10 protein-coding genes are annotated in these 15731 nt (G+C 46.8%); 5 read left to right on the top strand and 5 right to left on the bottom strand.

Annotated features, from left to right (window positions below; all coding sequences use genetic code 11):
- Window positions 1-87 precede the first annotated feature (87 nt).
- Window positions 88-1383: a hypothetical protein gene (locus NIES208_RS06995; protein WP_075891135.1), complete on the top strand. Its 1296-nt coding sequence runs from the start codon at window positions 88-90 to the stop codon at window positions 1381-1383.
- A 383-nt stretch (window positions 1384-1766) separates the two neighbouring features.
- Here NIES208_RS06995 and NIES208_RS06990 read toward each other — a convergent pair whose 3' ends face one another.
- Both NIES208_RS06990 and NIES208_RS06985 read right to left on the bottom strand, forming a co-directional pair.
- A complete protein-coding gene (locus tag NIES208_RS06990) occupies window positions 1767-2177 on the bottom strand; it encodes a type II toxin-antitoxin system VapC family toxin (protein ID WP_075891133.1) in 411 nt (136 codons plus the stop codon).
- Entirely contained in the window at window positions 2177-2911 is a 735-nt protein-coding gene (locus NIES208_RS06985) for a hypothetical protein (protein WP_075891131.1), read from the bottom strand. The genes NIES208_RS06990 and NIES208_RS06985 overlap by 1 nt, the downstream gene beginning before the upstream one ends.
- A gap of 113 nt (window positions 2912-3024) precedes the next feature.
- Between NIES208_RS06985 and smc the strand changes: the two genes are divergently transcribed.
- The 3 genes from smc (at window position 3025) to NIES208_RS06965 (ending at window position 10159) form a co-directional block, all read left to right on the top strand.
- Window positions 3025-6654, top strand: a complete 3630-nt coding sequence (gene smc, locus NIES208_RS06980; RefSeq protein WP_075891129.1) for a chromosome segregation protein SMC — start codon at window positions 3025-3027, stop codon at window positions 6652-6654.
- A gap of 537 nt (window positions 6655-7191) precedes the next feature.
- Complete coding sequence (locus NIES208_RS06970) at window positions 7192-7584, top strand: BamJ family beta-barrel-assembly machinery protein (protein WP_075891125.1); 393 nt, start codon at window positions 7192-7194, stop codon at window positions 7582-7584.
- Window positions 7585-7828: 244 nt separating this feature from the next.
- Window positions 7829-10159, top strand: coding sequence for a TolC family protein (locus NIES208_RS06965; RefSeq protein WP_225875267.1), 2331 nt, complete (start codon window positions 7829-7831; stop codon window positions 10157-10159).
- A 465-nt stretch (window positions 10160-10624) separates the two neighbouring features.
- Here the strand turns inward: NIES208_RS06965 and NIES208_RS06960 are convergent, their stop codons facing one another.
- From NIES208_RS06960 to NIES208_RS06950, 3 genes are all read right to left on the bottom strand, one after another.
- The gene (locus NIES208_RS06960; protein WP_075891121.1) at window positions 10625-12391 is read right to left on the bottom strand and encodes an N-acetylmuramoyl-L-alanine amidase; all 1767 of its coding nucleotides are present in this window, start codon (window positions 12389-12391) and stop codon (window positions 10625-10627) included.
- A gap of 32 nt (window positions 12392-12423) precedes the next feature.
- The gene (locus tag NIES208_RS06955) at window positions 12424-13695 is read right to left on the bottom strand and encodes a glutamate-5-semialdehyde dehydrogenase (RefSeq protein ID WP_075891119.1); all 1272 of its coding nucleotides are present in this window, start codon (window positions 13693-13695) and stop codon (window positions 12424-12426) included.
- Between the two features lie 181 nt (window positions 13696-13876).
- Window positions 13877-15076, bottom strand: a complete 1200-nt coding sequence (locus NIES208_RS06950; RefSeq protein ID WP_075891117.1) for a homocysteine biosynthesis protein — start codon at window positions 15074-15076, stop codon at window positions 13877-13879.
- Window positions 15077-15429: 353 nt separating this feature from the next.
- On the opposite strand from NIES208_RS06950, the gene NIES208_RS06945 reads away from it, so the two are divergent.
- Window positions 15430-15717, top strand: coding sequence for a hypothetical protein (locus NIES208_RS06945; RefSeq protein ID WP_075891115.1), 288 nt, complete (start codon window positions 15430-15432; stop codon window positions 15715-15717).
- Window positions 15718-15731: the final 14 nt, after the last annotated feature.

The following is a 15731-nucleotide window of genomic DNA, read 5'->3' as shown; positions in this document are numbered from 1 at the left end:
TCGGGTACATCAGTTTTTTAACTGCCAGATTAAATTATTCCCTTTTCCCTTTTCTGTTCCATTAACCCTACCCAAAAAAGAAACAGCGTGACTAAAGCTTCTCCTCTAGTATCCCCTCTAAGGCATACAACCTATGCCGAGCAGAAGCTGTATGACTATTTACTCTACTCCGTTCAAACACAAACACCGGAAGAATTACTCCCTCAATTTCAACAATTCCTCCTAGAAGGCCGCGATGCCCCCAACGAAGAACTCAAACAAGCCCTCCATGAAGTTCTCAATGATCCGGCCATTGACGAAGATTTTAAGTATATTTTGAATCGCTGTTGCCACATTCTCATTAACCGTTGGCAGATCCACCCACAGCTCCAAAAAGCCATTCCCAAACTGGTGGATTTATTTAAATCTGTACCGCCACCGAATCTCTCGACTTCTCGCTTTTCCCGTCGACTCCGACAGCTTGTTGCCGACTTTATTAAGACAGAGCAATATTTGACACTACAACGTCTGTCGCGGGTGATCGAGATTGGGGGGAAAGATTTCACTTGGAGTGATGACAATATCCCCGTAGGTCAGCTCATTCGTCGCTATCCTTACCTTTATGAGCATTGTTTGCTCAGCGAAGACAGTAGCATTGAGCACCAACAAACCGTACGGCAAGTCCAAGAACGAATTCAGCGCTCCTTTGAACTTGATTTATCCAAGTACGTGACTTACCAAGTTCGTCTTGCTCAGCTAGCGCGGCGCACGCAATCGATGAAGCAGGCGCGTCGTATGCTCCATGGTGTCCACAACCCGACCTTGCTCACGGAAAGGGAGCTTGGCACGGCCTTAAAAAGATTTGTCGGGAAGCCGGAAAGGGGTCATAGCTATCGAGATTTATCGCGGCATTTTTTACGGCGCAGCTCGGAAGTGGTGTCCTATCACGAGTTTAAAAATGAGCTTTTTGGGTATTTGGTTTCAAGTGTTGATCGAAAATATGGTGATTTGCAGTTTAATAAGCGGCTTTACCAGAAATTACAAACCATCTTGCCCCGCTATGATGACCATCGCCCCAATGAATTGTTAATGATGCGGACGACTAGTCAATTGCTTAATTTTTTGGTGGTTGATAGCCCGCAAAATCCTGAGCACTATATCTTCGTGGATATGATCACAAATTTGGGGCCTACGGCAACGGTTGCTTTACTTTTGAAGTTGGTTCTCATGTGTGGTAAGGCAAAACCTCATTTAGAGCGGCGTTTTTCGATTTTGTTTAGCCATTATGAGTCCCATTCGAAAGATGGTGTTCCTTGGTTAGTTAAATCATTGGAAAATTTGCATATTGCCTTAAGTGTGCATTTTGGGGATGCGGATGTTTCTTTCTTGAAGCAAATTATGTAAGTTGCCTCTCTAGGGGTTTTAAGATATTTTATTGACTGTTTATGGCTGTAGATCCGGCTCATGTTGCGGCCACAATTTCGGCGATCGCCCCGATGAGTTAGGGATTTTAGCGTGATCCCTCCAGCAACTTTTAGAATTCATTAGCCAGCAAGAAAAAGATCTTCGAGATCAACAATTACGACAAACAAATTATTTAAAAACGGTACTCAGCGAAATTTTTTAGCGGCGTTTTGGCAAATCTGTTGGTTTTTACGAAGCCCAACTTGAAAAGCATTCTCTAAATTTAGAACTTTCTGAGGCGATAAATGGGGCGATAAATGGGGCGATCGCCGCAAAAACCTTTGAAGAATTTATCGAGCAATCAGTCTTAAAATCATAAAAGCTTAAATTTGGGCAATCAAGATTTCAGGAGTCACCGCGGGAATTGGAGAGTTTTTAAAGTCTTTTAGATTTCGAGTAACAATTAATTGAAGATCCACTGGTGCAGCCGCTGCAACTTGAATGGCATCTTCAAAATCTTTATATCCAAGTTCAATTGCTTTTTCTAAAGTACGTTTATTTACATCACAAATTGTCATAATCTTCAGTAATTCTTTGACAGCTTCTAGTGCTCCTTCTTTATCTTTAGTTTTTACGGACATTAAAGAATAGATATCTTTAACTGATGTGGCAGAAACAAAAGCTTCTATCTTATCGTTGGCGATCGCATCAAACAATATTTTTGCATTCTCGTTAAAAGGCTGACGTTTCATAAAAAAGTCAAGGATGACATTAGTATCAAACAAAACTTTCACTATTTATATTTCTCCATCAGTCCTTCAAACAAGATTTGATCAACCTCTTCATCCATTGGTGCAGATTCATCAGTTGCAGCGCAACCATACAAACGTTCCACAATCGCCATTTTTTCTTCTGTACTGAGGCGATCGCCTCCTAATTCTTCTTCCATGTCTACTGCATCGAATTCTTGTAAGGCTTTTTCTAAATACTTCATGGCTGCAGCTTTCTTTCTAGGCCTTAAGTTATTATCTATCTCGATTAAGCTCACTACGTGTTGAATCAGCTGACTGATCCTATTCTTGTGTGACGACGGCAATGCTCCGAGCTGCCGGATCGGGTGAAAGTTTTCATAGTCTTCTTTGATTTTGGGATAAATTGATTCCAGTTCTATTTCTAATTTATTTAATAAGTTAACTGCTTCAGAATCTCGAAATTTGTTTTGTCTAGTTAATCGTTTTTTATAAGCCAGAAATATATCATTGAGAATTTTATCTATACCTCTGGCTCTCATATTGAGCTTTACTTTAAATTTCTTTATAAACGATGTTGAATTTTGTGATTCTAAGAGTAAAAATAGCTGTTGTAGTAGAAAGTGAAACCGAGGTGCTTGGTAACTGCTAAAAATCCCTTGGTCAGCATTTTGAATTTTACCAATATATATAAATAGAATTTCATACAGTTTGTCTATGCTTTCAGGATCATCCATTGGAAGTGAAAGAACCTGTATTTTCTCTTGAGCTGTAATCATTGTCTTAATACTTGGTTTAAAAACAAGATGATTTTTGAGAATATTTGTTCTATGCTAACGCTCTAACGCTAAAATTTTAGTCCGTCCTATCTCTACAGATTTCCCTTGCGCCTATGGTGCATATCAAGCAAATTGAGCTGACCCACTTCAAATCCTTTGGTGGCACGGTTGCAGTTCCTCTGTTGCCGGGTTTTACTGTCGTTTCAGGGCCGAATGGGTCGGGCAAGTCCAATATTCTTGATGGCATTTTATTTTGTTTGGGTTTGGCGAGTTCGCGGGGGATGCGGGCAGAACGTCTGCCGGATTTGATTAATACCAAGCAGGCTTCTGGAAAAGGTGCAGCGGAAACGACGGTTTCGGTAACGTTTGACCTTGGGGATTTGGCGCAGCAATACGACGCAGAAGAAAAAGATGAGTCTGAATTACAGGAACTTTTAAGCCAATTTCGCAGCACAGATTGGACAGTGACGCGGAAGCTACGGGTCACAAAAAGTGGGAGTTATTCTTCGACGTATTTGATTAATGGTGAAGTTTGCACGGCAGGGCAGCTCCATGAGCAGTTAAATCGTCTGCGTATTTATCCTGAAGGTTATAACGTGGTGCTTCAGGGTGATGTGACACGCATTATCACGATGAACTCGCGGGAGCGGCGGGAAATTATTGATGAGTTGGCGGGAGTCGCGGAATTTGACCGCAAAATTGACCAGACTCGTTCGACTCTCAATGAGGTGAAGGAACGGGAAGATAAGTGCAATATTATTCGCACTGAATTAGAACGTACTCTCGAAAAGTTGGCGGATGACCGGGTTAAGGCGGAAAAGTACCAGCGGCTAAAAATTGACCTGGCGCGACAACAGCAACGGGAAGTTTTATTGGTTTGGCGATCGCTGCAAATTCAGGAGCAGAAATTACAGTCGGATATCGCGTCGGGGGCAAGGGAACGGGCGGAACTAAATCAACGGATTAATAATCTTGATACGGAAATTTTCGAGACAAATAAAGAATTAGAAACCCTTAATGCCAAGGTAAAAGCCCTCGGTGAGGATGAGCAACTTTCGGTCGCGTCGAAGCTCGCAACGCAAAAGGCGAAGCGTAGTCAATGGGAACAGCGTCGAGGTGAACTCACAACCCAACAGGGGCGATCGCAGTCCATTCAGACCCAGCTTTTAGGGGAAATCCAATCCAATCAACAAACATTGTTGCGGTTAGAAGAAGAGAAACTAACGTTGCAGGAAGAGACGCTACCCAAACTTGAGGCAGAACGTCAAAAAGCTTTAGAAACAGTGGAGCAGAGCCGTATACAAGCAGATGAGTTGGCTAGTTCTTCGGAGGCATGGGTGCAAGAACAGGCGGGACTATCGCGACAGGTGCAGGATTTGCAACGCACCTTAACGCCCCAACGCACGGAGCAGGCGCAATTACGGGAACGGACGAGTCAGCTCGACCAAAAGATTGCAGAGCAAGGGAAACAGCTTGCCGAAACCAACATCGAAATTGCCCAAAAGGAAACCGACCTCGAACAATACCAAGCGCAACTGACCCAAACGCAAACGGATATCCAAAGTCTGGCACAGAAGTTTGCCAATGCGGAAGAGAATCTGCGGCTAGAAAAAGAAACTGGCGATCGCCTCGAACGAGAATTACGAGATAAACAGCGGCAGTTAGATAAATTAGAAGCCCGTTCCCAAGCGCAACAGGAAGCCCAAGGAACCTTCGCGACGAAGGCGATCCTGAATGCCAAATTACCCGGTGTCCATGGCTTAGTGGCGCAGCTGGGTCAGGTAGAGAAAAATTATCAGCTTGCCCTCGAAATTGCAGCAGGTGGCCGCCTCGGTTTTGTGATCGTCGAAGATGACCTCACCGCATCAGCCGGGATTAATCTCCTAAAAAATCAGCGGGCTGGACGAGCCACTTTTTTGCCGTTAAATAAAGTGCGTGCCCCAAAACTTCAGACCAATAGCATTCCGCGCTATGCCCAGGGGTTTGTGGATTTTGCGGTGAATTTAATCCAGTGCGATCCGCGCTACGAAGACGTTTTTCGGTATGTTTTTGGCAGTACCGCCGTATTCCAAAGTCTGAACCAAGCCCGCAGTTTTATGGGCAAAACCCGCATTGTCACCCTTGATGGCGAACTGCTTGAAACCTCTGGGGCGATGACGGGTGGTAGTGTCTCAAAACGCTCAACGTTGCATTTTGGCAGTATGGCGATGGGGGAATCGGCGGAGGTCACAGCCCTGCGCGATCGCCTCGAAGAGATTAATGATTTGCTGCGCTACACCGAAAATACGTTTTTAGAGAAAGAAGACCGCGTTAAAGAATTATCCAGTCAGCTCAATGAAACCCGTCAGAAAGAACGGGAACAACGGTTGCGGGTCGAACAAATCGAACGAGAATTAAGTCGCCTCCGACCCATTGCCCAACAGTTGCAAAAGTCCCTTGAGATGAATCGTGCAGACTTACAAAAAGAAGGCGATCGCCTCCAAGCACTCGACGCAAACTTGCCCGAACTCGAAACAAAATTAACCACCTTACAAGGGCAACTCGCCCAACTCGAAGAATCAGGAACCCACAGCGCATGGCAAACCATCCAAAAGACCATCAAAACCCAAGAAGCAGCATTGCAAGATCGCCTGCAAGCCCTCGCCGCAGCCAACACAAAAATCACCAATCTCAGTTCCCAAATTGCCCGTCTCACCGACAAACTTAATACCGACGAAACCCGCTTACAAGAAATTAGTGAGCAACGGGAAGAAGTGACTGGGCAAATCGAGATTATCCAAACCCAACTCGATCAAGTCACAACCGAAATCACCTCGACAGAGACATTATTAGCCGAATTATCCGAACAAATGGGTGATGCGAAAAAGCAGCGAGATGCCAAGGAATTATCCCTTAAGCAACTACAAAAATCCCAACAGGAAGCCCACTGGAAACTCGAAAAACTCAAAGAAACCCAAACAGAACGCACCGCATCCCTGGAACACCTCCAGCAGCAAATTCAAGAGCACGAAGCCGAATTACCAGCAGATCTCGATGAATCTTTTCTGGAGCTAGCGGAAATTCCCGACGATCTCAAACAGGCACTGACCGCCATTACCGAGCAAGTCGAAAAACTCCAACGCACCATTCGCCGTACCCAAAGGAAAATTGAAGAGCTAGAACCCGTCAACATGCTGGCGCTTAAAGAATACGAAAAAACCCAAGAACGGCTCGGCGAATTTTCCCAGAAACTAGATACTCTCCAAGAGGAACGCATGGAAGTTCTCGCGAGAATTGAGCGTTTTACTACCCGTCGTTTTCAAGAATTCAAAAAAGCCTTTGATGCGGTCAACGAAAACTTTAAGGTGATTTTTGCAAGCCTATCCGATGGTGATGGCTATCTCCAACTGGATAATGCGGAAGACCCTTTTGCTGGCGGTTTGAACCTTGTTGCTCACCCGAAAGGGAAGCCTGTTCAACGGTTGAGTTCGATGTCCGGTGGAGAAAAATCTTTGACGGCTTTGTCTTTTATCTTTTCGCTGCAAAAATATCGCCCGTCGCCTTTCTATGCCTTTGATGAGGTGGATATGTTCCTCGATGGAGCCAATGTAGAGCGCCTATCGAAAATGGTAAAAAAACAGGCGGAAGGGGCACAATTTTTGGTGGTAAGTTTGCGTCGTCCTATGATCGAGGCTTCCCAGAGAACGATCGGTGTCACCCAAGCTCGCGGCGCTTATACTCAGGTGCTGGGGATCGAATTGTAGTTTTACCAAGCTGCCATAGTTGGTCGGGGCCGGGGCGATCGCCTAATTAACGTCAGTTATGGATAAGAATGTAGCCAAAATTCTTTAGAGAAAAGGAGACACGGAGAGGGAAAGACACGGGGAAGCAACGAAAATTTGCATTTTTTGAAAGCTAGTAGGATTGTTTGCATAGAAATATCTCCCGATCTCTCGCTCTCCCATTCACCGCGTCGTACTTCCGAGCATGCTTAAGCAAAACTCACGTTAATTATCTCTGGTGCAGAATGTATTTTGTTCAGCTTCTCCCTTTACTTAATGCGTTATCGAACAAGTTTAACTTTAATCTCCTAGGTAGTTTTCGTCCTGTAGAATAACCTCTTGGCAAAGTTTCTGTCCCCATAACCGATAGTCAAAGCCATCAAGGTTAAGATATCTAATAAGCTTGAAAGCTTGATCCTGTGGGCGTTTAAACATGTTAAATCCCTGCCGATCTTGCCGACTACGACTATAGACATCAGACTTCGCCGCCACAACTTACTTTTTTTATTAAGAGCAACCATGACCGATAACCTACAGGAAAGCATCGAATTTCTAGCCACAAATGAGACGAAAGAAGGTGTCGTTACAACGGATTCTGGCCTCCAATACAAAGTCCTTATTGAGGGCACAGGCGCATCTCCCGCCGCTACGGATGTTGTCTGCGTTCACTATGCTGGGCGTTTACTCGACGGCAGCGAATTTGACTCTAGCTACAAGCGAGGCGCTCCGGCGGAATTTCCGGTTAATGGCGTTATTAAAGGCTGGACTGAGGCGCTCCAGCTCATGGAAGAAGGTTCAAAATGGGAACTCTATATTGCCCCAGAATTAGGCTATGGAGAGTATGGCTACCCGGGTGTGATTCCCTCTAATGCTCTGCTCATTTTTGAGGTGGAGCTCATTAAAGTGAAATAATTTTGGCTAATTTAAGCTTTGGCAGAAGTCAAAAAGTATTGGAGATCGGTGATATCCGTGGCGATCGCCATGGTGCTATGCACAGTAGAAGATTTCGCGAACTTTGCATTTATTTCCCACTAATTGCGCAAAACTTGACTAAAACTTTAACCTAATTCCTAAAAAATCTCGTTACACTCTGACTAAGATTTCCTTGGTAGTGTTTTCTGATGCTAGTTAAAGTTTTGAGTTTTTAGCCTACACTATGACATTAGTTTCTCTGTTTAACATTTCTCGGCATCTGTTACCTAGTGAAATCGCTTCACCCCAGTTCCCTGACCCCCTGCAGAAATACATGCTTGCCTACCGTCATTTTCTTACCATTAGTACTAGCAGCGTTGTTATTTTTGGATCAGGCGGTTTGGCGATCGCCCAAGAAACACCGGCAACTGTTGTTATGCCAGTGTCCGCCGCAGAATTTACGCAGCAGCCAATAGATCTTTTAGAAATCGGCGAGCCGGCTGTCAGCCATAACGCGAAAGATACAGAGAAAAACCTTGTCGCCCTAAATCTCAATGATTTTCGCCCCATAAAATCCGACCAGTCTGTGGTTATCGCTCCAGAACTCCTCGCAAATATTGGTAGTTTGAGCGCACCTCAAATTGAATTAGCAGCGGCATTCCCCCAAGGGAGTATCCAGCAACAGCCCCCCGCCATTACTTCAAAAACTCTCCTCACCCGGGTGCCAGTAGACACATCTGAGGCGATCGCCAATCCAGTACCAGCCCAAGCAACAGCGCAAGATTCAGCCATACAAGTAGAAGTATTGGAGCCAAATAGTTTAGTCTCTGCCACCCTTGCCCTCAAATCCCAGCCTGTTACCCAAAGAATTTCCCTCTTAAAACCGTTACCCAACGAGGGGAGTTTGATGCCCGCTAACGTTATGACGAAGGTTGCAGTCCTTCCTGAGCGGACAACTCAACCTGAAACCTTTAAACATCTCGGTGAATTTTCTCCGGCGATCGCCCCCCAGAAGGTAATGACAGCCGAGTCTAAAACCGTTGCCGTAGCGCAGCCCCAGCCGGAAACTGAAGTGACTTTCATTGCCCAAGGAACAGAGGACACAGTCCCCACGTTACCTCGCGAAATAGCACCAGCCGAAACGGTTGCTGCCCCCGAAGAGCCGGAGCAAATGGCTGAGACCCCCCGTCGCATTCCCAGCGTCAGTGAAATCCCCGAAGAATTTCGCATCAACGAAGAATTACAACGGCTACTGTCACCCATTGATGATGACTTACTCATCCCACCAACGGAAGCAGGACAGGTTCTTGCTAGCGAAATCTTAAATTTGACATTAGCGGAAACAGTCGAACGAGCTTTAGCGGCTAACCAAGATTTGCGTGAAGCACAGCTCACCTACGAGCGGGCAAAATTTTCTCTCCGGGAGGCGATCGCCGCCGAATACCCCACCTTAACGAGTCAGACTGATTTAGTCCGCTCCGAAACAGCTGGCGCAGAGCTACAGGCCGAACGCATTGGCAATGACGAGTCTGAGGCAAGCACATCCCTCAATAGCCGTTTAGAACTCAGCTATGACATTTACACAGGGGGCAGGCGCTCCGGGCAAATTGATGCCGCCAGTACCCAATTAAAAATTACCGAGCTAGATGTCGAGCGCATTGCCAAAGAAACCCGTTTAATCGCGACCACAACCTACTACGACCTACAAAGTGCCAGTGCCCAAACTGCCATTGAAGAAAGTGCAGTGGTTGAAGCGTCACGGAGTTTGCGTGATGCTGAACAATTAGAGGAAGCAGGTCTCGGCACAAAATTTGATGTGTTGCGTGCCCAGGTAGAAGTGGCCAATGCCCAGCAAAGACTGACCCGCGCCTATGCCAGCCAAAACACTGTCCGCCGCCAACTGGCACAACTGTTAAATTTACCGAGTAATGCTGACCCTCGCGCTGCCGATGAGATCGACCTTGCAGGACGTTGGGAACTGTCCCTAGAGGAGAGCATTTTATTAGCGCTGCAACAACGGGAAGAGCTACGCCAACAACTCCTACAGCGGGAAATTGATGGTTACCAAAAGGAAATTGCCCTGGCAAATATTCGCCCTCAGGTTAGTGTCTTTGCCAACTATGACCTCCTCGAAATTTACGATGATGACCTTGATACTGCTGATGGTTTCTCCGTTGGTGCAAGGGTGCGTTGGAATTTGTTTGATGGTGGTGCAGCCAATGCCCGTGCTGACCAAGAGGAGGTGGATCAGGCGATCGCCGAGAACCGTTTTTTAAATCGCAGTGATCAGATTCGCCTTGCGGTAGAAACGGCGTATTTTAATCTAGAGGCGAGCGAGCGCAACATCCAAACGGCTTCCGTTGCTGTCGATCTCGCAGATGAAAGTTTACGCCTAGCGAGACTTCGTTTTAGGGCAGGAGTCGGCACTCAAACCGATGTCATTTCTGCTCAAACTGAATTAACAACGGCTCAAAATAATCTGGAGCAAGCAATTACGGACTACAACCGCTCCTATGCCCAGCTTAAGCGTGAGGTCAGTGTCGGTGAAGAAATTGAGGTTATACCCGCAAATTAGATAGAGACGGAGAGCGGGTGACTCGGGGAAGGGGTGAGTGTTTTGCTTACGCCACGGGACACGTGCAATGAAATCAGATTGGGAGAAAGGGTGAATGTGCTGAAAATTTTTCTAGCCTTGTTCATAAACAAATGCTCTTTTCGTCTTCCTCTCACCTTGTCCCAGCATCCCCGTGTCTTCACTCTTATCTTTTTGTCTTCATCACGAGCCAATCTTCTACTGCTCAGCTTAAGCGTGAGGTCAGTGTCGGTGAGGAAATTGAGGTTATACCCGCAAATTAGATAGAGACGGAGAGCGGGTGACTCGGGGAAGGGGTGAGTGTTTTGCTTACGCCACGGGACACTTGCAATGAAATCAGATTGGGAGAAAGGGTGAATGTGCTGAAAATTTTTCTAGCCTTGTTCATAAACAAATGCTCTTTTCGTCTTCCTCTCACCTTGTCCCAGCGTCCCCGTGTCTTCACTCTTATCTTTTTGTCTTTATCATGAGCCAATTTTCTACAGCGTCGGCGATCGCCCCGGCCAGTTGATCCTGTGCCGCCGGGTCGGTAATCCATTCAAATTCGGTGGGATTAATCATAAAACCCAGTTCGAGCAAAACGCTGGGAGCCTCATGGGGACGGGTCAAAGCAAGATTATTCCAGAAAACCCCATAGGATGGACGGTTTAAATTTTGCACTAGCTCGTCATGGAGAAACTGCGCCAAATCATGGGCATGGGCGTTATACCAAAACATGCCAATTCCAGCCGTATTTTCCGCATCACCAGCATCAGGTAGGGCATTGTAATGAATCGAAAGAGCGACAGTGGGTTTTTGTTCACGAATCATTTTTTGGCGATCGCCTAACGAGACATTGACATCCTCAGTGCGGCTCATGGAAACCATCGCCCCTTTTGCTTCGAGAGCCTGTTTGATTTTGTTGGAAATAACCAGATTAATTGCTTTTTCAGGATAGCCAGTAGAGCCTGCTGCGCCGAACTCTGTGCCGCCATGTCCGGGATCCAGCCAAATGGTGGAACCAGCCAAAGAATTTGCCGATAGTTGCGGTGGGTGACGCAAAGATAAAACTAAATTTGTGCCTGCATAATTCAGCTCGTAGCCCCATTGCTGCCCTTGCTTGAGACGAAAATCATAACGAATCAGATCAGGCTCCGGTTGATACCAGTCGAGGCGACGAATGACGGGACTTTGGGACAGATAAATGGTATCCGTTTGGGCGGTGGTGTTATGCAAAATGAGGGTAAAGGTGTCGTCGCTTTGTTGGACGGTGACGGGAACAGGGGTTTGTAGCGGAAAAATCACGTCTGTTCTATCGACAAAGGTTTGGGAGCGCACACTTCTAATGATTGAGCGAGGCGGCACAGTGGTATTGAGAGTCGTTGTTTCGGCGGCTTTAAGCCATGCACCGTAGTCTAAACGCAACCATTCCCCTTCTTTGCCGGTGACGCTAGCTTGGGTTCCTTGGGGCAAGGGCGTTAGACGCGAAAAGTTGGTGCTCGCGCCGGTACGGGCAACGCCAGCGAAGGAGGTGACGGCGATCGCCTCAGGATTTTGGGCATCAAGTATTTCGAGGGTTCCGACACTGGTGGTGGTACTGGTTGCGCCATTGAGGGTCATGGTGTAAGTCGGTTTGCCTAGATTGCCGATTTGCCCAAAGGAATGACACCCTTGATGTTGACCAGAAAAGCCCGTTACCAAGGCATCATTCGTTAGGGTCAGCACCGCAGAATTGGGCGGGAGACTAATGGAGGCTTGGGGCTGTAGGGGAATGCTTTGGTTGGCAAGGCGCACTGACACTTGGGCGGCTTCAGGGGCTTGGGCTTGGAAGCAAATTAATTCTCCCGGTTGGCGGGCAATATCGACGGCAGGATAGAGGTTTTCGAGGCTATTGGAAACGGTTGGGGTATTCGCTAAGCGGGTGATGGTACGGCGGATCTGAGAGGTTTGACCATTGGCGTTGCGAAACTCTAGGGTAAACTCGTTGCTGCCGACTTGGAGGGGCACACTAGGGGCAAAATGTCCGAGGGGGCTGCGGTTAATGTTTTGTCCGTTCACTGTGACTGTGCCGTTATTTGGGGCGGAGCCAATGAAAAAGATTTGTTCTGCGGTGGTTTGGTGGTTAGTCGGGGGATAGCTCAGGTGGAGGCGATCGCTGGTACGGATATTTTGGGCAAGAACAGGCGTAGCGAGAGAAAGGCTAGTAAACAGACCAACAGCAGCAGACTTAAGCAAAAGATTGGCTCCAAAGACGAATGGCGATCGCCTTAAATTCTGCCATCTCCTTGGACAACTTGCTTCACTGTCGTAAAGCTTTCTAAACCGATTAAACCGCGATGGTTTCCTTTTTGATTGGACATTCCCAGAAATACCGAATCACTGCCTTGGGGATGGCGGGAAAAACGGGGCGAAGAATTTACATAGACTAAAGCGCTATCAATCTCCGTCGCAAATTGCCGACTCTCTTGATAGGATTCTGTCACAATGCAGTCTGCATGACCGCCAGAGGAACGGTTAATGAGGGCGATCGCCGCCGAGAGGTCATCCACTATCCGGAAAGCGACAACACGATCAAGATAGGAAGACCGCCATTCTGTGCCGCGCGTGGGGTCGAGGTGCTCCGGAAATTCCTTAACAAGTTCGGTATCCCCCTTGAGGCGAAACCCTCCATCTTGCAGAGACTTAAATAAACCAATAAGGCTGGAGGGCTTTTGGTCGGGACTAATCAAAACTTTTTCGACGGCATTAACCGCATCCGGCTCGTAGCGATGACTATCGGTGATAATCCAGTGGGCGAGGTCATGGTCTCCCGTGGGAGATAAATACATATAGCAGTTGCCCATGGTGGTGCGCAGAACGGGCGCTGTGGCCTGTTGTACCACCTGTTGGATCAGGCTTGGGCGACCATAGGGAATGACCAAATTTAGGTAACGGTCTTGGGTCACGAGTTTCTGGACGGTGCAACCCTGCTCAGAGGACACGGATTCGACACAACCGGCGGGGAAGCCAGCATCGGCTAGAGCAATTTGCATAATCTGAGAAATCAGCTGATTGGAGTTGCTCCCGTCGCCACACCCACGAATCATCAGACTATTACCGGTTTTCAGGCATAGTCCAGCGGCGATCGCCCCCAGTTCTGGAAAAGCCTCATGGATCAAACTAATGACACCGAGGGGCATCCTCTGGTAATAACTCTGGTAGGCACTCAGTTGATAAGGTGCATTACTCACCCGTTGCAGCGGATCGGTCAGATCTACGAGCTGGCGTAATAGTTCAACGGTTTCTGTTAAACGTTCTGGTGTCAGCTTTAACCAATCAAGAATAAGCTCCGAAACAGCCATTTCTCGACTTGCTTCAAGGTCAAGGGTATTTGCTTCTAAAATCGCTGGAATTTGTGCTTCAATGGCATCGGCGATCGCCACAATGCCCCGGTTGCGTTCACTACCCTTTGACAATTCCAACTCAAAAGATGCGGCATAAGCACGTTGCAATGCCGCAATAATCGGATCACTACCCGCGTCTGGTGCTGTGTCAGTCATAATATTTCGTGACCCAATTTCCCCGCCTTGCCCAGGGTTTGACAAAAAATCTCATCAAATCATACTGATTGAATCTAGGAATCGCAAGGGATGAGGTCACAAATAGCCCTCTAGTGTCTAGTTCGTTTCTACTATTGTAGTGATGCTGTACCGGATGACCGATTTTGCAACAAAATTAGTATTAGATTTTTTGTTGCCATTGTTCCTGAGCCAAGAAGGGGCGATCGCCAGTAATTGGAGCTACAGCCTCAGTAAGCGTGAAATCTCCCGCCTCAATCCACTGTTTCAGGGTTTGGGCAACCTGACCCGATAAATACAAACTTGTGACCGGGGCAACTTTTACTGTACGACCATCAATGGTTAAGCGCCCTGTTTTTAATTGTCCATAGCTGACTAACCCAAAGGTTGGGCGCACCCGGCGGGGAATCGAGAAATCCATCACAGGTGCCACAATTTCCTTATCCTGTACAGCACAGCGGGCAATCACGGCTTCGTCTAGGACAGGTAATGGTACACCCACTCCCAACATTAACGAAGGGCCATATTTTGTGAAATAACAACCACGAATCCAGCGGGTATCCATTTGTTTCGCATCGCCGATGAGGGCTAAGGTTGCCGCAGGGCCGAGGGGCGTACCGTTCGGTAATCGTTTTTGGAGCGGAAAATGCTGCGTTCCCTCCCAAGCGACATAACCGATTCCTCCTCCTAAAAAAATTTTAGTGCCAATACCAATCAGGTTTAAATCGGGGTCATTTAATAGTGGAGACATTGCGCCGGAGCAGGCATAGACGGCATTTCCTAGGCGCGGCTGCAAAGGACCGAGGTAGGTATGTAACGGGCGATCGCCACCATTTACGCCCACAATAAAATTTTGATAAAGGTTACGGGGATTAAACAAATAAAACTGATTAATTTGATCTTTAGTAATGTTGTTGTCCCAGCTGCTGCGGGGATAGCAGTCTGTTACCTGACCGATGGCATGTAAATGGACAGATTTGCCCGCGATTAAATTTTCAATCACATGGCCGCCACCGCGCTGGGGTGTGGGGCGATCGCCCAGTTCGCTAACGCTCATTTCCTGTTCACTTAAATCTTCTGGCATCGTTGCCCCAAGATAGATATCCACCGCCCCCAAACCCGGATAGGCAGGCACACCATCCAGCCAGCATTTACGAATTTTGATCGGCGGATCAGTATGACCAAGATTGAGCATTGCCCCAGAGGATTCCATCGGCTCAAAGGTGCCTGTGGTCACGACATCCACCGTCGCCGCAATTTTTTTGATCCCCCACTCCGCGACCTTTGCCTTTACTTCTTCGACTGTCCAAACCACAGCTTGTTTCGCGAGGATTTTTTCGTTAATAGCAGCAATGGTTCGCATGGCAATCCTAAAGATATCTACTTTTTATCCTAGAGGAAAGTTCAGCTATCACTCAATACAACGGCGATCGTATTTCAGTCCGGCGATCGGGATTTGTTGGTTGGAAAGAACGCCATCTTGTTGACATTGAAGCGGGGTGTTACTGTTTCAGTCCCGTGGTCAGGATTTGATGGTGAGAAAGAAGAGTGCGCCAATGCATCATCTAATGAAATCATTACTCCAAAATGCCCAAAATGCGGGTCTAGAAATACTCGAACTCAAAGAAGTCATAACAGGAAAAACAGTCATCACAAAGATTGCGGGAACAATTGGACTGATAAATAATGATCAAATCAAGCCACTAAAAATTAGTTATGAAATTAAATAAATGGTTAGAGGGATTATTAATATTTTGTTTTTTGGCAGTGGGAAGTTCTCTCACTGATTTTGCTTCGGAGTGTACTGCAGAGGCTAAGGAAACAGCTTTATTTGCCTTTATCCCATTAACATTCATTGCGGTCTATGGGTACATCACCCGCTTTCGTTTTCAGGAAGATAATAAAAAATTGCGAAAGCAGGGTAATCGCATCAAAAAAAGAGGTCAAAATATGCCCGAATCAGCAAGGATCTTCAGCAAAAAATTATTGTCTAAGCCAGCTTGATATCGTTTCATCTT

Origin of the sequence: [Limnothrix rosea] IAM M-220, from assembly GCF_001904615.1 — a bacterium.
Lineage (GTDB): Bacteria > Cyanobacteriota > Cyanobacteriia > Cyanobacteriales > MRBY01 > MRBY01.
The sequence above is the reverse complement of the archived record's forward strand: the minus strand, read 5'-3'. Positions and strand labels throughout refer to the sequence as shown.

What these genes read in the sequence shown, in the direction of transcription:
- NIES208_RS06985 (WP_075891131.1), bottom strand. Translation starts at nt 2,911, where the DNA reads ATGATTACAGCTCAAGAGAAAATACAGGTTCTTTCACTTCCAATGGAT.
- smc (WP_075891129.1), top strand. Translation starts at nt 3,025, where the DNA reads ATGGTGCATATCAAGCAAATTGAGCTGACCCACTTCAAATCCTTTGGT.
- NIES208_RS06970 (WP_075891125.1), top strand. Translation starts at nt 7,192, where the DNA reads ATGACCGATAACCTACAGGAAAGCATCGAATTTCTAGCCACAAATGAG.
- NIES208_RS06965 (WP_225875267.1), top strand. Translation starts at nt 7,829, where the DNA reads ATGACATTAGTTTCTCTGTTTAACATTTCTCGGCATCTGTTACCTAGT.
- NIES208_RS06955 (WP_075891119.1), bottom strand. Translation starts at nt 13,695, where the DNA reads ATGACTGACACAGCACCAGACGCGGGTAGTGATCCGATTATTGCGGCA.
- NIES208_RS06950 (WP_075891117.1), bottom strand. Translation starts at nt 15,076, where the DNA reads ATGCGAACCATTGCTGCTATTAACGAAAAAATCCTCGCGAAACAAGCT.
- NIES208_RS06945 (WP_075891115.1), top strand. Translation starts at nt 15,430, where the DNA reads ATGAAATTAAATAAATGGTTAGAGGGATTATTAATATTTTGTTTTTTG.